This is a genomic window from Microbacterium luticellae (assembly GCF_050408645.1).
Lineage (GTDB): Bacteria > Actinomycetota > Actinomycetes > Actinomycetales > Microbacteriaceae > Microbacterium.
This window is the reverse complement of the sequence record NZ_JBNTKE010000004.1, coordinates 60,101-80,059: the sequence shown is the minus strand read 5'-3', so window position 1 is coordinate 80,059 and position 19,959 is coordinate 60,101. Positions and strand designations below refer to the sequence as shown.

General features: G+C 62.9%; 13 protein-coding genes. 8 read left to right on the top strand and 5 right to left on the bottom strand.

Going from position 1 to position 19,959, the window contains the following annotated elements; all coding sequences use genetic code 11:
* Nucleotides 1-2: 2 nt before the first annotated feature.
* The 4 genes from ACQUSW_RS11000 to ACQUSW_RS10985 form a co-directional block, all read right to left on the bottom strand.
* Nucleotides 3-797, bottom strand: coding sequence for an EI24 domain-containing protein (locus tag ACQUSW_RS11000; protein ID WP_428932493.1), 795 nt, complete (start codon nucleotides 795-797; stop codon nucleotides 3-5).
* A gap of 2 nt (nucleotides 798-799) precedes the next feature.
* The gene (locus tag ACQUSW_RS10995) at nucleotides 800-5,473 is read right to left on the bottom strand and encodes an Lhr family ATP-dependent helicase (RefSeq protein ID WP_428932345.1); all 4,674 of its coding nucleotides are present in this window, start codon (nucleotides 5,471-5,473) and stop codon (nucleotides 800-802) included.
* A 665-nt stretch (nucleotides 5,474-6,138) separates the two neighbouring features.
* Nucleotides 6,139-8,286 carry an ATP-binding protein gene (locus tag ACQUSW_RS10990; protein WP_428932344.1) on the bottom strand — a complete coding sequence of 716 codons (2,148 nt, stop codon included), beginning with the start codon at nucleotides 8,284-8,286 and terminating at the stop codon, nucleotides 6,139-6,141.
* A 68-nt stretch (nucleotides 8,287-8,354) separates the two neighbouring features.
* Complete coding sequence (locus ACQUSW_RS10985) at nucleotides 8,355-9,023, bottom strand: alpha/beta hydrolase (protein ID WP_428932343.1); 669 nt, start codon at nucleotides 9,021-9,023, stop codon at nucleotides 8,355-8,357.
* Between the two features lie 97 nt (nucleotides 9,024-9,120).
* Here ACQUSW_RS10985 and ACQUSW_RS10980 point away from each other — a divergent pair, with 97 nt between their 5' ends.
* The 8 genes from ACQUSW_RS10980 (at nucleotide 9,121) to ACQUSW_RS10945 (ending at nucleotide 18,882) form a co-directional block, all read left to right on the top strand.
* Nucleotides 9,121-9,720: an NUDIX hydrolase family protein gene (locus ACQUSW_RS10980; protein ID WP_428932342.1), complete on the top strand. Its 600-nt coding sequence runs from the start codon at nucleotides 9,121-9,123 to the stop codon at nucleotides 9,718-9,720.
* A 130-nt stretch (nucleotides 9,721-9,850) separates the two neighbouring features.
* On the top strand, nucleotides 9,851-11,587 hold the full coding sequence (locus ACQUSW_RS10975) for a dihydroxyacetone kinase family protein (protein WP_428932341.1): 1,737 nt from the start codon (nucleotides 9,851-9,853) through the stop codon (nucleotides 11,585-11,587).
* 96 nt (nucleotides 11,588-11,683) lie between these two features.
* Complete coding sequence (locus tag ACQUSW_RS10970; protein ID WP_428932340.1) at nucleotides 11,684-12,406, top strand: GntR family transcriptional regulator; 723 nt, start codon at nucleotides 11,684-11,686, stop codon at nucleotides 12,404-12,406.
* A gap of 150 nt (nucleotides 12,407-12,556) precedes the next feature.
* The gene (locus ACQUSW_RS10965) at nucleotides 12,557-13,513 is read left to right on the top strand and encodes a sugar phosphate isomerase/epimerase family protein (protein ID WP_428932339.1); all 957 of its coding nucleotides are present in this window, start codon (nucleotides 12,557-12,559) and stop codon (nucleotides 13,511-13,513) included.
* Between the two features lie 21 nt (nucleotides 13,514-13,534).
* Complete coding sequence (locus tag ACQUSW_RS10960) at nucleotides 13,535-14,524, top strand: 3-hydroxyacyl-CoA dehydrogenase family protein (protein WP_428932338.1); 990 nt, start codon at nucleotides 13,535-13,537, stop codon at nucleotides 14,522-14,524.
* A gap of 23 nt (nucleotides 14,525-14,547) precedes the next feature.
* Entirely contained in the window at nucleotides 14,548-15,318 is a 771-nt protein-coding gene (locus tag ACQUSW_RS10955; protein WP_428932337.1) for an SDR family NAD(P)-dependent oxidoreductase, read from the top strand.
* Between the two features lie 172 nt (nucleotides 15,319-15,490).
* Nucleotides 15,491-16,861 (top strand): MFS transporter, encoded by a 1,371-nt coding sequence (locus tag ACQUSW_RS10950; protein WP_428932336.1) that lies wholly within the window; start codon nucleotides 15,491-15,493, stop codon nucleotides 16,859-16,861.
* 101 nt (nucleotides 16,862-16,962) lie between these two features.
* Nucleotides 16,963-18,882 (top strand): M3 family metallopeptidase, encoded by a 1,920-nt coding sequence (locus ACQUSW_RS10945; RefSeq protein ID WP_428932335.1) that lies wholly within the window; start codon nucleotides 16,963-16,965, stop codon nucleotides 18,880-18,882.
* Here the strand turns inward: ACQUSW_RS10945 and ACQUSW_RS10940 are convergent.
* Entirely contained in the window at nucleotides 18,860-19,939 is a 1,080-nt protein-coding gene (locus ACQUSW_RS10940; protein WP_428932334.1) for a threonine aldolase family protein, read from the bottom strand. The genes ACQUSW_RS10945 and ACQUSW_RS10940 overlap by 23 nt on opposite strands.
* Between the last annotated feature and the right edge of the window lie 20 nt (nucleotides 19,940-19,959).

The window sequence follows — 19,959 nt, the reverse complement described above, 5'->3', positions numbered from 1 at the left end:
CATCAGTGTCGCCCTCGGGCATCGGTGCGGCCTTCGTAGGCTTCGGGCTGGTGCGCGCCGGGTGTCTCTAGCCTGTTGCGCAGGTCGCGGGCAAGGAAGGTTGAGCCGGCAACGGCTGCGGGCACGACGATCACGGCACCCAGTGGAATGGCAAAGCACAACTGGGTAGCAACACCGAACCCGATCGTGCGCGCACGAGCCGCACCAAACAGCGCCGCTCGGTATTCGGGGGTAAATTCTCGAGCGTTAAATGCTCGCGCCGTGAGATCGCGGGCCAGCACAAACCCTGTACTGATGAGACCGCCCACCGCGGCGACAGGCGCACCGATAAGCGGGATGAGCCCGACAAGAAGAACGCAGACAGCAATGAGCATGCCCCACAGCAGCAGGCTGATCGACTCGGTAACGCTCGTCCACCAACTGCCATCACCGGCGGGAACATCGCCGCCGAGATCGGCCTCGACGGCGCGCCAAATGCGCTGATAAAACGGGTCACCAATGATGAGCGTGAGCGCGGGGAATATGAGCGCCGACAGTGCCAGTGCGGCGAGAACCACCACGATGCCGAGGGCGCTGCGCAGCGTCACCTGCCATCCCGTTGCCCAACCTTCAGCAAAGGGTGTGGCCCACGCTGTCACAGCGCCGAGGGAGAAAAAGAGCGGAACAAGTGCGGCAGCGAGTAGTGCGAGGGTGATCAGTGCGGGCACGAGGCCGAGGGCCATGAGCGCAGGTCGTGTGCGCCACACCCCGAACCCGCGGGCCAGGGTGCGTACTCCGACAAAAAACTCGGCCAGCATGATCACAGCACCTTTCGTAGTGCAAAGCCACGCGGAGTGGCGGTAAACCCGACATCGGCGAGAGCCAGCCGCATCCGGAAACCCTCATCGCCGTTATACACGGGTTGGCCATTAATTTTTTGCACGGTCATGGTTTCGAGGCGTCGATGGCGCGCTGTTTCGGCCAAGTGTGACAGCGCCGCGTGCACGACCTCGTCAGAGTCGCTAAAAGTGAGCATCGTGCGTCCTCCTCGCTCGATGTAGAGAGCAAGATGGCCGTCGACAATGACGACCAGGGCCCCGGCTTTTCGCGCCGGACGATGCTTACGGTCATCAACTTCAGGCCACGGCAACGCTGCACCGAAGGGATTTGCCGGGTCGGTCGCAGCCAGCGTTACCGCGTGCAGCGAGGCGGTGGTACCAGGAGCATCCGTGTCGTCACGAACAAATTCGCGCAGGCGGTCAACCGTTGTCGACGCGGCGAACTGTGCTGCGCCGAGCTTTTCAATCACGTATCCGCGGCGGCAGTGTCCGGCCTGTTCAAAGCCGGCCAGCATCCGGTATACCTGCGCAAAGCCACCCGAGAGACCCTCGGCCTGTACCGATCCGCGAGTGACCACGCCATAGCGGTCAAGCAGCAACCCGGCCTGCACCGTGGCAATGCGTTCGGGGGCCTGTTCGCGGTCGGGCAGCAGAGCCCAGCGGCCACCTGACATACGGGAACTCGGGTTTTCTGCACCGGCTCGCGCAGCCGTACGGCCCATACTGACTCCGCGAAATGAGCGCGTACGCGGCGGCTTTCGCACACTGCGGTGGGCCTGGCTGCCGCCGGAGAGCAGCGCACGCAGGGGAGCAAAAGTGTCGTTGGTCACGAGCCCGGCCCACACCAGTTGCCAGAGTGCCTCGCGCACCTGCTGTTCATTGGTGGCGTCTGTGACCGTTCGAAGCTGCGCGGCAAATGAGGCGCCGCCGTGTTGCAGGGATGACACAATCTGTTCGCCTAAAGAACCAGCATCCGGGGTATCTCCGGGGGTAGCCAGCGTAAAGCTTGCAAGATCAGCCGGATGCAGGCTCACCCAGCCGTCATCACTGCCGAGTGCACCATGCCCGGCCCACACCACTTCGCCGGATGCCGTGAGTTCGTCGAGCATGCTCGGCTGATAGTCGTGCACGCGCGAAGGCAACACGAGGGTCTCCCAGGCGCTGGCAGGGATAGGAACACCGGCAAGCTGCTCGATGGCCGCGAGCACACCGTCAACACCTTCGAGCGGCCGCGACACATGCTGCCAATCGGGCAGAAATCGAGCGAAAGCTGTTTGCGGAGCCGGCTCGACACTGCCACGAATAGCGGCGAGCGACCGCATGCGCAGTCGCCGCAGACCCTCGCTATCGCACCACTCGCGCTGTTCGGCCTCGGCAGCCGTGCCCTCTGGTGCTGTGCCTTCTGGTGTTTTGTCGTCTCGTGCAGCCAAGAAGTAGCCGCTGACCACGCGCCCCTGCTGCTCGAGGCGAACAAGCATGTGCTGCACGACCGCCGCCCCCAGCCCGTAACGGGCCGCGAGCGCTTCGCTGGTAAACGGGCCGTGCGTGCGCGCGTACCGGCCGATGATGTCGGCGAGCGGGTCGGCAACCGGTTCGAGAAAAGCGACGGGAATACCCACGGGCAGTGCCGTGCCGAGGGCGTCGCGCAGACGACCGGCGTCTTCTATGGCCGCATAGCGGTGCTCGCCGGCGATAGTGACCTCAATAATGCGGCGCTGGTGTACCAGCTGCTCGACACATTCAGATGCGCTCTGCGAAGGTTGTGCTGGGTCGGATGCCAGTCGTGCAGCGATCTCATCAACCGTGAGGGGCCCGATCATGCGCAGCAGATCAGCAACACCTTCTGCGCCGTATGCGCGCCGGGCCGGGTCGAGCTTTTGCACTTCGCGTTCATACTGGGCGATGACAGCGGGGTCGAGAAGCTCACGCATTTCTACTGTGCCGAGCAGTTCACCCAGTAGCGCCGGGTCAACCGAGAGCGCGGCAGCGCGCCGTTCCGCGAGGGGAGAATCGCCCTCGTACATGAACGCGCCCACATACCCAAAGAGCAGGTCGCGCGCATAGGGCGACGGCTGGGCGGGAGAGGTGTCGATCAGCCGGATGCGGCGTGCAGTGATGTCGTCCATGAGACGCCGTAGCGCTGGCAGGTCGTAGACGTCTTGCAGCACTTCTCGCAGTGTTTCAAGGATGATCGGGAAAGTGGGGTGGCGCCGCGCGACCTCGAGTAGTTGCGCTGAACGCTGACGCTGCTGCCACAGTGGCGTGCGCTTGCCGGGATTGTGGCGCGGCATAAGCAGGGCCCGGGCCGCACATTCACGGAAGCGCGACGCGAAAAGTGCTGAACCGCCGACCTCATGAGTAACAACGTGGTCAATATCGTCGGCATCAAACACGAACAGTTCGGCGCCCGGCGGCTCTGCCTCGGCATCCGGCAATCGCACAATAATGCCGTCGTCACTCGCCACGGCAGAAGCCTCAACCCCCCACTGTTCACGGATGCGGGCACCGACCGCCAACGCCCACGGTGCATGCACAGTCATGCCGTAGGGAGAGTGCAGAATGATGCGCCAGTCGCCCACTTCGTCGTGCCCCCGCTCGACAGTTAGAGCGCGGTCAGTGGGCAGCGTGCCGGTAGCCTGCTTTTGCTGCTCAAGATAAGTGAGCAGGTTATTTTGTGCATTGTCGTCGAGACCCGACTCACGCAGCCGTTCGCGCGCGGAGTCGGGCGAGGCTGCGGCAATCTCGCGCGTGAACTGCCCGAGAGCCTTTCCGAGTTCCCACGGCCTGCCGAGGCTATCGCCGTGCCAAAACGGTACACGTGCGGGTTGGCCGAATGCCGGGGTAACCAGCACACGGTCGTGCGTTATCTCGGCGATACGCCAACTGGTGGTGCCGAGCGTAAAAACGTCACCGACCCGCGATTCGTACACCATCTCTTCGTCGAGCTCACCCACGCGGGCACCCACTTTTTCGCCCGCCACAAAAACACCAAACAGGCCGCGGTCAGGAATCGTGCCGCCACTGGTAACCGCAATTCTCTGCGCACCCGGGCGGCCCGTGAGAGTGCCCGCATCACGATCCCACACGATACGGGGGCGCAACTCAGCAAACTCATCGGACGGAAAACGCCCCGCCACCAGGTCGAGGGTTGCTTCAAAAGCCGAGCGCGGCAGCGAAGCAAAGGGGGCACTGCGCCGCACCGTATCGAACCACTCCTCGACATCTATCGACTCGAGCGCACACGCCGCCACCGTTTGCTGCGCCAAAATATCGAGAGGATTCTGCGGCACCCGAATCGACTCAATACTGCCGGCCAGCATCCGCTCGGTAACCACCGCCGAATGCAAAACATCTGCCCGGTGCGGCGGAAAAATCGCGGCCCGACTCACCTCACCCACCTGGTGCCCGGCGCGGCCGATCCGCTGCAAACCCGACGCCGCCGACGGGGGTGCCGCGACCTGAATAACCAGATCAACGGCACCCATATCGATACCAAGTTCCAGACTGCTCGTCGCCACAACGCAGCGCAGAACACCCGACTTCAACTCTTCTTCAACAATTGCCCGCTGCTCTTTTGACACCGACCCGTGGTGGGCTTTAGCCAACACCGGATGCTGGTCGTCACGCGACGCCGCGATCTCATTCAGTCGCGCCGTGAGCTTCTCGGCCAACCGACGCGAGTTCGCAAACACAATCGTCGAGCGATGCTGCAGCACCCGGTCAACAATCGCCTCTTCAACATGCGGCCACACGCCCGCAGGCTGTGTCGCTTCTGGGCCATGAGTGGCACCCGGGTCACCAGCATCCGGGTCATGCGCAGCATTCGGGCTGCTGGCTGCAGCGTCGACAACAACCGGCGGAGGCGACGTGAGATCGGGCAGCGGCACAACCACATGAACATCAAAGGCCTTGGTCGCGCGCGGCGCCACTACCCGCACCGGCTGCACCCCGCCCAGAAAACGTGCCACTTCATCGAGCGGCCGCACCGTGGCAGAAAGCCCGATGCGCTGGGCGCGAGTACGCCCGGCGTGCGGCGGCCGCGAGTCGGCATCCGGTCGTGAATTCTGCTCGGTAAGCAGCTGGTCGAGCCGTTCAAGACTGAGCGCAAGATGCGCACCGCGCTTGGTAGCAGCGACCGCATGCACCTCGTCAACAATCACCGTGTGCACACCCGAGAGCGTCTCGCGCGCCTTACTCGTCAGCATGAGATACAGCGATTCGGGCGTCGTAATAAGAATGTCGGGCGGCTGCGCCACAAGCCTGCGACGCTCACTCGGTGGTGTGTCGCCCGACCGAACACCCACCGTGACATCCGGAACCTGCTGGCCATGCCGCTGCGCTGCCTGCCCAATACCAATCAGCGGCGACCGAAGGTTGCGCTCCACATCGACTCCGAGAGCCTTCAGCGGCGAAATATAGAGAATCCGGGTGCGCTGCGGGGCATCCGGAACCTCCGCACGCTCACGAAAAACAGTGTCAAGAGCCCAAAGAAACGCCGACAGCGTCTTACCCGAACCAGTCGGCGCCACCACGAGCGCATGCTCGCCACCCGAAATCGTCTGCCACGCGCCGACCTGTGCATCGGTGGGCGCAGCAAAAGCGCCCCGGAACCACTCCTGGGTTGCCGAGGTGAAACGCTGCAGCACATCAACCACGACATCTATCTTCGCCCGGGCCACTGACATTGCGCGAGAGGGCAATGTTGAAGATGTTTTTCTCGGCCAACCGGCCCGCTGAGGGGTCGGGGCCGAGCGCGTGTGTGCCGGGGTGCGGGGTGCCGGGGTGGCGTGTGCCGTGCCGGGTGCAGGGGTGGCGTGTGCCGTGCGCCGTGCCGGGTGCCGGGGTGGCACGTGTCGTGTATCGTGCGCCGTATCGTGTGTCGGGGGACCGGGTGTCGTGTCCCCGGAGCTGTGCGCCGCGCGGGGTGAGGTGTGCCTGGAGCCGTGCCCCCGCGCCGTGCGGGGTGCCGTGCGCCTGGAGCCGTGCCCCGCGGTGTGCGGTGCCTCGCACGCCGTGCGCGCAGTAAACAAGGCCGCGGCCGCGGCATCCGGAATCCCCCGAATCGAATGCCACGACCGCGCGATCATGAGCTGTAATCAGACACAACCCGCAAAGCGGTGCATCAGCCCCGTCGGAACGGAGACAGCACCGTAATGATACCGGGGTGCGCGGGCTTTAGACATACTCGCGGAGGTTGCGACACGCCGAAGAGTGGAGAAAAAGTGGCGCGGGTGTGTGGTGGCCGTGTGCCTGGCGGGCTCGAGGTTGACCGAGAACAGGAAAATTGCCGAAAGACGCATGATTTGGCGTGAAACTTGCGTTATTCGGCGATCTTCCTGTTTTCGGCAGAGGGTGCAGAGGGCGCGGAGGGTGCAGAGGGTGCAGAACGCGCAGAGGGTGCAGGCCACGCAGCGTGTGCAGGTGCAAAAGGCGCTGAGGGCGGCGGCCCGGCGGGGAGGGGCGGCAGCGCGATGCCGATTTCGGAGAGCAGGGCGGCAGCTCGGCTGCGGGCCTGTGATGCTTGCCGGTGGAGTCCGACGCGGTGGAGGCTGGTGATGAGGCCGGTGTGGGCGTGCTGGTCGTACATGTCGACGTCGAGGATGCGGCGGTAGGTGTCGATGGCGGTTCGTAGGTCGTTGTTGGTGACGGCTTCGTTGGCGACGAGGTGGCCGAGTGCGCACAGGTCGCCTTCTATGTCGCGGTGGAGGCGGTCGGCCCAGGCGACGGAGGCGTCGTCGAGGGCGATGGGGCCGGTGGCGAGGTCGAACGTTTCGGCCATGCGATGAAATTCGACGGCGTCGGCGGGGCGTCCTGCTTCGTTGCGGGCGCGGGCCGAGGCGAGTTCCCACTGGGATCGTTCGAGAAAGTTTTCGGCGTCAATGGTGACGTGAGAGATATTGAGTCGAACGAGGTCGTTGGTGGTGTGCACGAAGTGGTTGCTTGCGAATTCTCGCTGCGGGTCGAGGCTGCGCCGCACGGTCGAGAGCGCGACCGAGAAGCGGTTGCCGAGTGTGTGAAAGTCTTCGCCGGGCCACAGCAGTTCATACAGTGCGTGGCGTGACACGGCGGCTCCGCGTCGTGCAACGAGGCACTGCAGCAGAGTGCGTGCACGCTGTGATCGCCACGAGACGGTAGTGCCGGTGGTGTCGGTGACAGAAAATTCTCCGAAGACCCGGATGCTGGGAGTGCGCGGTTCGCCGCTTGTTGCGGCCGGTTGCGTGCTGTGCCGGTTGGTGTGCAGCGTTTGTAGTAGTCGTCGGGCGGCGTGCGCGAGGTGGTGGGGTCCGTGACTGTGGACAGCGGCTGCTGCTTCGCGGGCGAGCGTGTGGGCTTCGTCAGCTGTGGAGGGGGTGTGGGCCAGTATGCGGGCGAGGTCGTATTGGGCTTCGGCGAGCCAGACGCGGGCCCCCATACGCGAGCAGAGGGCGATGGCGTAGCGCAGGTGTTTTTCTGCGTGTTTGTGGTCGCCCAGACGCATAGAGAGTAGGGCGAGGGGCCGGGCGACGGTGCCCCAGCATGTGACTCCGTTGCCGATGCTGACGAGCCTGTGTGCGTAGGGTTCGAGTGTGGTGCGCAGGTCGTTGACCATGTCGGTGGTACCCATTTCGGCGACCACTTCGGCGAGGATGGCGACGGCGGCGAGCCAGTTGCGGTCGTGGCGTCGCCGGGTGATGTCGGTGAGGTCGCGGACGATGGCGGTTGCGGCCGCACGCCGACGCTGAGTGAACAGCACCCACGCTAAAGCGCAGTGCCAGACGGGTTCTTCAGGAAACCGTTGTCGGGCTTGTAGGAGGAGGGGCTCGAGTTCTTGTGTGCGTCCCTGGAGCCAGCGGACGACAGCGAGCTGGCCCATGAGCACGGTTTGTGCATCGGGATCGTTTTCTTGCCGTGCTCGTTCATATCCCTGATGGGCGAGTGCTTCTGCTTCTTCGTGGCGGCCGTCGACGGTGGCTCGCATGCAGCGAAACCAGAGGGCGTGGCGGCCGCGGAGCAGGCCGTCGAGCGCTCCGAGCGAGGTGTGTTTGCTCGAAAGCTCGCGGTCGATGAGAGGCAGGTCGGCGTTTTCGGTGAGTGCGCCCAGGTAAATGAAGAGGGCGGTGCTGCCGAGGTTGTGCTGTTCGTGCTCAACGCACAGTGTGAGCGCTTGCCGGGCCCACTGCAGCCGCTGGTCGAGGGTGTCGGGTCCGAGGTCGGCGATGGCCTGTGCCAGCAGCGCATGGATGAGGGGTACCGGATGCGACTCTTCGCCACCGTTCGCCAGTTCGTACGCTTCTGTTGCGAGGGTGCGCGACTGTTCGGGATCGTTTTCGCAGAGGGCTATCGACAACTGCGCGAGGAGAATTGCGCGCTGGTGGGCGTGCGTAGCATCCGGGGCAGAACTCGTAGCGAGTGCACGCAAACGTGTGCGGAGCTCATGCACGGTGTGTCGGGTGTTGCGCCCTGAAAAGTCAATAGCAACATCACTCACCGCGGATGTGTCCCTTCTCGACTACCCTGTCGCGCCGTGCCGCTACTGTGTGGCTCCTGCTGTGGAGCTTAGCTGTCTTTGGGGTTCGCCTGTGGTGCGGCGTCGGTGTGCCAGCGCAACAAAAACGTGTGGACGTCGGCGAGTTCTTCTTCTGAGATCGAATGGGTGAGTCCCGTGTATACGCGACCCGAGAGGTTGCTGTGGCTGGGGAGCCACTGGGCGGTGTGGTCGATGAGGGGTGCGGGGATGACGTCGTCGTGGGTGCCGCGGCCCCAGAATACGGGTACCGGATGCTGCTGCAGTTGTTCGTCGTGCGGCAGGTCGCCGGGCGTGACATAGCCGCTGAGCGCCACGATGCTCGTGAAGCGTTCGGGGGCAAGTCGGAGTGCCTGCAGTGAGACGGCGGCCCCCTGCGAGAACCCGAGCAGCGACACTTCGCGTTCGGGGGCTGTGGCCTGCAGCCAGTGGAGAAACGATGTTGCGGCGGCGGTGACCGTCTCGGCACTGCGGCCATCGAGCCCCTCGATCGGGTACCACGACCTGCCGGGCGTGGGAAAAGGTGGCGTGAGCGGTGCCTGTACCGCGGCGACGCTGAACTGTTCGGGCAGATACGAGGCCAGGCCGAGCAGATCATTTTCGTCGGCGCCGTATCCGTGCAAAAGAACAAGCAACGGCCCGTCGGTGTTGCGGTGAACCCAGCGGGTGGCGGTGGAATTGATAACCAGAGCATCCGTCATGTTTTCTATCCTGCCAGTGGCCTGTGACATTGCCGCAGAAACGCGGTTGTCTGCCCGTGCACACCGTGCTGGTGGCGATGCCTGGTAGAACTGAGTCATGGTGGTACGCACGCCCGACCCAGATCCCGATGACCGCGATAACGATCTGCCCGATTTTGGCGAGTCGTTTTCGGATGACACAAATCCGGCGTGGTTGAGTGAGCTTGAGCTGGCCGAGGCCCGACGCCGCCTGCCGATGCTATATGTCGAAGCGATTCCGGTGCGCACCGATGGTGAGGGGCAGGTGACCCAGGTGGGCGTGCTGTTGCGCGCGACAGAACTGGGCGAGATTACGCGAACGATTGTTTCGGGCCGGGTGCGTTTTGGTGAGACCGTGCGCGATGCTCTCTTTCGCCACCTCGAAAACGATCTGGGGCCCATGGCTTTTCCACTGCTACCACCGGCTCCCACTCCTTTTACGATCGCCGAATACTTTCCTATCCCCGGTGTTACGGCTTTTCACGATGACCGCCAGCATGCGGTGTCATTAGCGTTTGTGGTGCCCGTGACGGGCACCTGCGAGCCGCGCCAGGACGCACTGGAGGTCAGCTGGTTTTCGCCGAGCGACGCAGCATCCGACGCCCTCGCTGCTGAAATGGAGGGCGGCCGCGGCACACTCGTGCGGCAGGCGCTCGCGCACTTGGGACTGCTGCGGTAGACGACGACACCCTCGGCTACGCACGCGGTTATCCGATTTCCTATAGGATTCACTGGCAGGGTGTTTGCCGCTGGCGCGCCCGTTCGCACCACCTATGTTCCGCGCACGCCCGTGACCTAAGGAGCCCGCAATGACGCGTCTGTTTAATGAGCCCGATGAGTTTGCCGAAGACTCCGTCACCGGTTTTGTTGCCGCTTCGTCGCGTTGGGTGCGTCCCGTGAGCGGAGGTGTTGTGCGTTCTACACGCGGTGCCGAACCAACCGTGGCCGTTGTTATTGGCGGCGGCAGTGGGCACTATCCCGCGTTTGCTGGTCTTGTGGGTCCGGGGCTGGCCCACGGTGCCGCGATGGGGAATCTTTTTGCTTCGCCCTCAGCACATCAGGTGCGTCAGGTGGCAACGGCGGCCGATGAGGGCCGCGGCATTCTTCTTACCTACGGCAACTATGCGGGCGATGTTTTGCACTTTACGCAGGCGCAAGACCGACTGCGTGCTGCAGGCGTCGACTGCCGCACCGTGACCGTCACCGACGACATTTCTAGCGCTTCGCCGGCAGAAAAACATAAGCGTCGCGGCATTGCGGGCGACCTGGTGGTGTTCAAGATTGCAGGCGCTGCCGCCGAGCGGGGCGATGATCTTGATGAGGTTGAGCGCCTCGCCGCGCACGCGAATGACCGCACCCGTTCGCTGGGGGTCGCGTTTGGCGGGTGCACTCTGCCGGGGGCCGAGGAACCGCTGTTTTCGGTGCCTGAGGGGCGTATGGCGGTGGGTATGGGAATCCACGGCGAACCGGGTATCGACGAAACTCCGGTGCCCACGGCGGCAGAATTGGCCGAGCTGTTTGTGACCTCGCTGCTGAAAGAAATACCCGAGGGTGTTGCGGTGGAGGGTGCCCGGGTGGTGCCGATTCTTAACGGTCTGGGCAGCGTTAAATACGAAGAGCTGTACGTGGTTTATGGCACGGTTGACCGGATGCTGCGCCACGCCGGAATCGACGTTGTCTCGCCCGAGGTCGGTGAATTCTGCACCAGCTTCGATATGCCCGGTGTCTCGTTGACGCTGCTGTGGCTCGACGACGAACTGGAAGAGCTGTGGCACGCCCCCTGCGATACTCCCGCTTTCCGGCGCGGCACGGTGGAGGGGCGCGTGGCTGTTGACGCCCAGGCTGAGGCAGAAACAGAGCGGGTTATTCCTGCGTCGACCCTGGAGTCACGAGCCGTTGCCGAACGTATGAGCGAGGCGTTGTCGGCGGTGGCAGCCATGCTCGATGACCATGCCGATGAGCTGGGACGCATCGACCGTATCGCCGGCGACGGCGATCACGGTATTGGTATGCAACGCGGCAGCCGCCAGGCAGCAGAAGAATTTGCCGACGCAGTAGCTCGAGGGGCAGGGGCGCATACGGCCCTACATGTGGCGGGCGAGGCATGGGCCGATAAGGGTGGCGGAACTTCGGGTGCCATCTGGGGTGAGATGCTCACATCGCTCGGTGATGCGCTCTCCGACACCGAGGGGGCGGATGCCGCAGCGATCGCCGCGGGCGTGAGCCGCATGCGCCAGGCCGTTATGACTTTTGGTAAGGCCCAACCCGGCGACAAAACCATGATCGACGCGATCGTGCCCTTTGCTGACCGCCTCGTGGCTGAGGTCGACGCGGGTGCATCGCTGATCGATGCCTGGGCACAGGCCGTGGATGCTGCAGCATCCGGAGCCGACGCGACAGCAACGATGACGGCAAAGCTCGGCCGCGCTCGCTCGCACGGCGATAAGAGCCTGGGTACACCTGACCCGGGTGCTGTTTCGTTCACTCTGGTAGCACGAACGGTGCTTGGTGTGCTGCGCTCGCAGGCGGCGGAACAGACGGTGTAACAGGCGCCGTAATGGGCAGCGTAGTGCGCGGTAACGATGCCCCGCGGGGCACAATAGTGCAAGGCGTCTGTTATTGAGGCGCAAGAGGAGGCTCGAATGGCGGCTGGCCAAAAAACGGTGAAGCGTGGTTGGGATTCGGCGATTGACCGCCGAGGTCTGCGCGACCACGTGTACGACCGCATTTTGACCATGCTGCTCAGCGGTGAGGTAGAGCCGGGGGAGCGCCTGTCAATTGACACCATTGCGCGCCAACTCGAGGTGTCGCCTACCCCCGTGCGTGAAGCTATGGTGCAGCTCGAGCGCACGGGTTTGGTGACCCGTGAGGCGTTGAAGGGGTACCGGATGGCTCCGCCGTTGGGTGCTGCGCAGTTGGCTGAACTTTTTGATGCGCGCATCATGCTCGAGGCGCAGGCTGCACGGCTGGCGACTCCTGCCACAGACGCCATGTTGCAGCAGCTGCGTTTGGCCGAGCAGGCGCACCGCAGCATAGGGGAGCGCGTGATTACCGCACTGCGGTCGGGGGCTTCCGATGTGGAGTTGACTGCTGAATATTTTGCGGCCGATGAGGCCTTTCACCGTGTGGTGTTTGACCACTGCGGCAACCGCTACCTGTGCGAGATGTCCGACACCCTGGGGGCCCAGGTGCACCGGATGCGGCAGTCGGTGCTGCACGGCGTGACCGATGTGCGTGAGGCGATTGCCGAGCATGAAGCGATCGCTGACGCCTTTGCTTCTGATGACCCGGATGCCCCGGAGCAGGCGATGCGCCAGCACATTGAGCTGGTGCGTTTGCGTTCGCTCGACCTCGAGAGTCAGTAGTTTCGCGCCGCATTGCGGCCGTGTTTGCTCATGCATAGGACACAGGCCTTGACCCGCCTCATATTTCCTATAGGATCTATGAAGATTTATCGAAAACATGTCGAAGACATCTCGAAGACATCTCGAAGACACGACGCAACGGAGCCGAACATGACTGCAACGAAGCCCACTCTCACCGCCGAAACCTGGCCGATCGCCGTATGTATGCACGGATTTGCGCCCGTCGATGCCCAGGGGCAGAGGTTGCACGATGCCCCGGCCGAAAAGTGGAACAGCGTGTTCGCCCAGATCGCACGGCTTGGCTTTAACGCCGTCGAGATTGCCGACAGCCACATTCGCCCCTCAGAACTCGAACCTTCGCGCCGCGCCGAGCTGAAGTCGATTGCCGACAGCCACGGTGTGAGCCTCACCTCGGTGCACGTGCAGCGCCAGAGCATTATTGAACCCGGCAAGGGTGAACAGAACCTGGCCTATGCTCACGAGGCGATCGACGCGGCAGCAGAACTGGGCATGCAAGTTTTCTCCACCGGCCTGCACCAGCCCTTCACCGAAGCACAAAAAAAGGCGCTGTGGTTTTGGACCGCGCAGGGCCCTGTCGACCCGGATGACGCCGAAACTCGTGCGCTCGCAGTCAAACGCCTGCGCGAACTGGGCGAGCACGCTGCCTCGGTGGGTTTGCCGATGTCGCTGGAAATGTATGAAGACACCTACCTCGGAACCGCCGATAGCGCCGTGCGGCTGATCGAAGAAATCGGCCTCGACAACGTGGGTCTCAACCCCGACATCGGCAACCTGGTGCGCTTGCACCGCCCGATCGAAGACTGGCGTGAGATGCACGAGAAGACCCTGCCGTACGCCAACTACTGGCACGTGAAAAACTACACGCGCGACGAAGCCGGTGACGGCAGCTGGTACACCTCGGTGCCCACCAGCCTCGAACTGGGGCTCATCAACTATCGCGCCATGGTCGAGCGCGCCATCGAGCTGGGTTTTCGTGGTCCGTTCTTGATGGAGCAGTACGGCGGCGACAGCCTCGGGGTTTGCGCCACCAACCGCGACTACCTACGTTCACTGCTTCCGGATGCTGCAGCAGCATCCGGTAACTAATAACCATCACGAGGAGACCCCATGACTCAGCAGCAGCGCCCCGTCTATGCCGTGATCGGTAGTGGATATATGGGTGGCGGAATTGCCCAGTCGCTCGCACTTTCGGGTGCGGATGTGCGCATCGCCGACGTCGACCTTGACGTTGCTACGGCTAACCGCGAACGCCTTATCGCCGAGGCAGCACAGTTTGCCGCCGATGGCCTGTTTCCGGCCGATGCCGCCGACACGGTCGCGCAGCGCCTGACGGCAGCAACCATTGAAGACGCCGTGGCCGGTGCCGACTTTATTGAAGAGGCCGTGCCGGAGAAGATCGAGATCAAGCACGCCACGCTTCGCCGCATCTGTGATGCGGCAGCACCCGATGCGATTATCGGCAGCAATACGTCGACCATCCTTATCGGTCGTCTTGCCGAGGCAGTGACGAACCCCGAACGGTTCTTGGGGGTGCACTTCTCGAACCCTGCGCCGTTTATTCCGGGCGTTGAACTGATCCCGCACAGTTCCACAGCCGAGGCCACGATTGCCGCGGCAGAAAAGATTGTTGCAGCCACCGGTAAAGAAACCGCGCGCGTAAAAGACGCCACCGGTTTTGTTCTCAACCGTTTGCAGTACGCGCTCTTTCATGAGGCCACCCAGCTGGTGGAAGAGGGTGTGGCCACGGCCGAAGACATCGACACGATCGTGCGCACCACATTTGGTTTTCGACTGCCGTTCTTTGGGCCCTTCGCCATTGCCGACATGGCCGGCCTCGACGTCTATTCGTTCTGCTATGCCTCGCTGCAGACCGAGTTTCCGGAACGCTTTGCGACACCGAAGGTTCTTGACGACCTCGTGAGTGCCGGAAAGCTCGGCACCAAGACGGGCGCGGGCTTCTTGGATGTTCCCGCCGACCGCACGCCGGAACTCGTGGCGTACCGCAACAAAGCGTATGTGGCGATGAAGAAGCTCATCGATGAACTCGGCCCCGCGCCTATTCATCCGGGCACCGACCCCCACCCGGACAACGACTAATTTTCTTTCGGAAGGAACCGACTATGGCAACCCCATTCCCCGCTGAGCGCACGGTTATTCTGACCGGCGCGGCAAGCCCCCGCGGCATCGGTCGCGCAACCGCCTTCTATCTTGCCGAGCGCGGGTGGAACATCGGGATTATTGATATCGACGGTGATGCAGCGGCAGCCACAGCAGCAGAGGTCGCCCAGCAGCACGGTGTTGCTGCGGCCGGTGTCGGCGCGAACGTTGCTGACCGCGAACAGGCCGTGGCAGCCGTCGATGCCCTCGAACAGCAGCTGCCCCAGCTGGTGGCCCTGGTGAACTTTGCCGGTGTCTCGTCGCCCGTGCCCTACCTTGAGGTGACGGCCGACGAATGGCAGCGTGTGCAGTCGATCAACCTTGACGGCGTGCACTGGATCACGCAGCGCGTGGCACGCACACTCGCCGACAACGGTGTAGGGCGCCTTGTGGGCATCTCTTCGGTTTCAGCCCAGCGTGGTGGCGGCACGTACTCCAAGACCCCGTACTCGGCGTCGAAGGCCGCTGTGATTGGTCTTATGCGTTCGATTGCTCGCGAACTGGGGCCGGTTGGCGTGACCGCCAACGTTATTTCTCCTGGCCCCATCGACACCGACATCATGGGCGGAACTCTTTCTGACGAGCGCAAGACCGCGATGGCCGCCGACGGCGTGCTGCCGCGCATTGGCACCCCCACCGACATTGCGGCGGCGGTTGCCTACCTCATCAGTGAAGACTCCGGCTTCGTGACGGGCCAGACCCTGAACGTCGACGGCGGACTCTACATGCACTAGGCACCGAACTCATGTCTCGTTCATTTTCAAAGGCGCGCATCGCCTATCTGGTCGTCGGGTTGGTCTGTGTCGGCATTGGCCTGGCACTGATCATCCCGGCGCTCGGGTAACGCGCACCCCTTCGCTTTTTCACTTTTCACTTTTCCTCCCTTAACACTCAAAGGAGAGTCCTGTGTCTCATTCGGCACAAGGCGCATCAGCGCAGCAGCTTTTGGCCAGCCCTCACCTGGCCTCGGGAATCCGCAAGGCCACCTTCCGGCTCATGCCGATGCTCATGATCTTGTATTTCGTTGCCTTCCTCGACCGCACGAATGTGGGTTTTGCGGAGGCAGCGCTCGAGGTTGATCGCGGTATTACGGCGGGCGCCTATGCGCTGGGTGCCGGAATTTTCTTTATCGGCTACGCGATCTTTGAAATTCCGTCGAACCTGCTTCTGACGCGTTTCGGTGCCCGCTTCTGGCTGGCCCGCATCGCCATTACGTGGGGCATCGTCGCGACGCTCTTTGCATTCGTCACGGGCGACACGATGTTTATTGTGCTGCGCTTCTTGCTCGGTGTAACCGAGGCGGGTCTGTTCCCGGGCGTCATCATGTTCTTGGCCGAATGGTTCCCCAACAAGCGTCGCGTACAAATGTTTGCGCTGTTCTACCTGGCACAGCCTGCTTCGCAGATGCTGGGCGCGCCACTGTCGGGTGGTCTCATCAGCATTGGTGACCAGGTAACGCCGTGGGCGGGCTGGCAGGTGATGTTCTTTGTTGAGGGCATGATGGCGGTCGTCGCCGGTATTGCCGCTCTGTTCTTCTTGGTCGATTCACCACAGAAGGCCAAGTTCCTCAACGAGGACGAAAAGTTTGCCATGAAGGCTGTTATGGACCACGAAGACTCGGTGAAAGAGTCGGATGGTCCACGCGGTATTGGTGCGGCCCTGGTGAGCTGGAAGGTCTGGTACTTCACCGTTATCTACTTCGGCCTGCAGATTGCTGTTTATGGCACCACGTTCTACCTGCCACAGCAGGTGTCGGGGCTGATCGGCAAATCTGTTGGCTGGGAGGTCGGTTTGGTGACCGCCATCCCGTGGGCCGTGGGACTTGTTGCCTGCTACTGGGTGGGTAAGCGTGCCACGACGGTGCAGCGTCGTCGTGTGTGGGGAACGTGGTTCTTTACCATCACGGGTGTTGCCATTCTGGTGTCGGCGTGGGCGGGTGCCAACGGATACAGCGTGCTGGGTATTGCCGCCATCACGATTGCGGTTGCCGCTTTCCTTTCGGTAGGACCAATCACGTGGTCGTACCCGACGTCGTTCTTGGCGGGTGCTGCAGCCGCGGCGGGCATCGGCCTGATCAACTCGCTCGGTAACCTGGGTGGTTTTGTGGCGCCCATTATGCGCACGAGCATTAACGAGGCGGTGCCGACCGACAGCGGGGCATGGGGTGTGGTTTCGCTGGGTGTGTTTGCTTTCTTGGGTGCACTGATGATGTGGGGCACCCGCTTCTTCGGCTCTAAGGCCGACGCCCTGCTCGACGAAGAGAAGGTCGACGCTTAAGGCCACTGCCTTCAGATCATCATGCAGGCCGGTCTCGCGAACAGCACGGGGCCGGCCTGTTGCGTCGTGCAGTGTCGGGCATGCCACGTAGACTCTGCTGGGTGATCGAACCCATTGCATACCCCACCGATTCTGCAGGCTGGCTGTCTTTTGTTACTGAGCACTTCGATGAGCGTCTTGCTCGTGTGCGATCGCTGGCGGCAACACTCACCGATGGCGCAGAGCGCTCGGCGGGCGAGGCTTTGCAGGTGTGGAACGATCTGCAGATCGACTTGCATGCCACCATGAGTCAGTCGTCGGCGTTGAGCGAGGTGCATCCGGATGCCGCGGTACGGGCCGCCGCCGAGGATCGTTTTGCTGCTGCTGAGGCACTGTCGAATGAATTGATGTCGGATGCCGCTCTGGCCGGTGCATTCTCGAGTCTTGACGCTCGGGGGCTCGACGAAGAGGCGGCACGGGTTCTCGATCATCTGCTGCGCGATTTCCGTCGCGGTGGTGCGGGGCTCGAACGTGCGCAGCGCGAGAAGGCGCAGCAGTTGGCCGAGAAAGATACCGAGCTGTCTCTGGCGTTCTCGCGCAATATTCGTGAGGGCCGCCGTGAAATCACGGTCGATGCGGGCGATCTTGAAGGGCTCCCCGACGATTTTCTTGCCGAGCATCCGGCTGACGCCGAGGGTCGCGTAACCCTGTCGACCGACGCGACCGACTTTTTGCCAGTGATTAGTTATGCCCACAATCGTCAGGTGCGCACGGCACTGGCTCGCGCTCGCGCCGACCTTGCGTGGCCGGCCAACGATGCCGTTCTCGCCGAGCTTTTGCAGGTGCGCCGCGAACGCGCACAAGTTTTGGGATATGGCAACTGGTGCGATTACGAAACAGAAGACCGCATGGCCACGTCGAGCGCGCGTGTTGCCGAGTTTTTGGTCGAGGTTGACGAAGCCTCGGCGGCCGCTGCAGGCGCGGAATATGATCTGCTGCTCGAGCGGCTGCGCCGCGACGTGCCCGATGCCGAATCGGTGACGGCAGCCGATCAGCAGTACCTGCTTACGCGTATGCACGAAGAAAACTTCTCGGTCGATGCACAACAGGTGCGCTCGTATTTCGACTACGACCGTGTGCTCGCCGGTGTGCTGCGCATCACCGGACAACTGTTCGACATCGTCTACGAGCAGGTTGATGTGCCCACCTGGCACGAAGACGTGCGTTCGTACAATGTGGTGCGCGACGGCGAACGCATCGGGCGTATTCACCTCGACATGCATCCGCGCGAGGGTAAATATAACCACGCGGCATGTTTTCCGATCGCACCGGGAATCACCGGCCGGATGCTGCCCGAAGCAGCCCTCGTGTGTAATTTTCCGCGCGGGCTCATGGAGCACGACCAGGTGACCACGTTCTTCCACGAGTTCGGTCACCTCGTGCACGACATTTTGGGCGGCGACCAGCGGTGGGCAGCATTCTCGGGGGTTGCGACCGAATGGGACTTTGTTGAGGCACCAAGCCAGATGCTCGAAGAGTGGGCGTGGGATGCCGAAGTGCTGCAAACGTTCGCCATGAACGAGCAGGGCCAGCCGATTCCCGCCGACCTCGTCGACAAGATGCGTACGGCCGACGCCTTTGGTCGCGCGCTGCTCGTGCGCACACAATTGGGGCATGCGCGAGTCTCGTACCACCTGCACGTTGATGTGCCCGACGACCTCGCAGCGGCAACGCAGCACTGGTACGACGCCTCCACGCGTGTCACCCGCCTGCCCGACACCCACTCCTATGCCGGTTTTGGTCACCTGACCGGATATGGCTCGTGTTATTACACCTACCAGTGGAGCCTGGTGATTGCGCGCGACCTGCTCACCGGGTTTGTGGCCGGCCTCATGCATCCGGAATCAGCAGCGCGTTACCGCCGAGAAATTCTTGAACCGGGTGGTTCGCGTGACGCCGCCGACCTGGTCGAGTCGTTCTTGGGCAGGCCCTTTACCGTCGACGCCTACCGGACCTGGCTCACGCCGACCCCGTCGCAGTAGTCGCCTGGGCTACCTCGCGCACGAGCGCATCGACATCGGCCTCTTCGGTGTCGAAGCTGCACATCCACCGCACTTCGTTGCGCGAGGCATCCCAGTCGTAAAAACGAAACTTTTCGCGCAGGCGATCAGCAACGCCCTCGGGTAGGGTCACAAAAACGGCGTTAGCCTGTGTCGGCTGAGTAACGCTGACACCCCGGATGCTGCCCGCAGCCACACCCTCATCGATCAGGCGACGCAGCCGCTGCGCCATCGCATTCGAGTGCCGGGCATTACGCAGCCACAGATCGCCCTCGAGCAGCGCAATCAGCTGCGCCGAGACGAAACGCATCTTTGACGCCAACTGCATCATGTATTTGCGGGAGTACATGAGGCCGGACGCAGCATCCGGGCGCAGCACAACAATCGCTTCGCCCAGCATCGCCCCATTTTTGGTGCCACCAAAGCTCAGCACATCAACACCAACATCGGTCGTAAAAGCACGCAGCGGCAAATCGAGGGCCGCTGCCGCATTCGCCAACCGCGCACCGTCAACGTGCACAAGCATGTCGCGGGCATGCGCGTGTTCGGTAATGGCACGGATCTCTTGCGGCGTATAGAGCGTGCCCAACTCGGTTGACTGCGTGATCGAAACCACGAGCGGTTGCGCCCTGTGTTCATCACCCCAACCCCACGCCTCATGGTCAATAAGGTCGGGGGTGAGCTTGCCATCGGGCGTTGACACCGTTAACAGCTTGATACCGCCCACGCGCTCGGGCGCACCACCCTCGTCAACGTGAATGTGCGCGGTGTCGGCCGCAATCGCAGCACCCCAGCGGGGCAGCATTGCCTGCAGGGCAGTGACATTGGCGCCCGTGCCGTTGAACACCGGAAAAACTTCGGTGGCTTCGCCAAAGTGTTCACGAAATACCGAGCCCAGGTGTTCGGTGTACTGATCGGCACCATAGGCGGGCTGGTGGCCGCCGTTAGCGGCACTGATCGCCGCCATAATTTCGGGATGAATGCCGGAGTAGTTGTCGGAGGCGAAGCCCCGCAGGGCGGGGTCGTGCAGTGTAGTCACAGTAAAAACCTTAGGGGTCG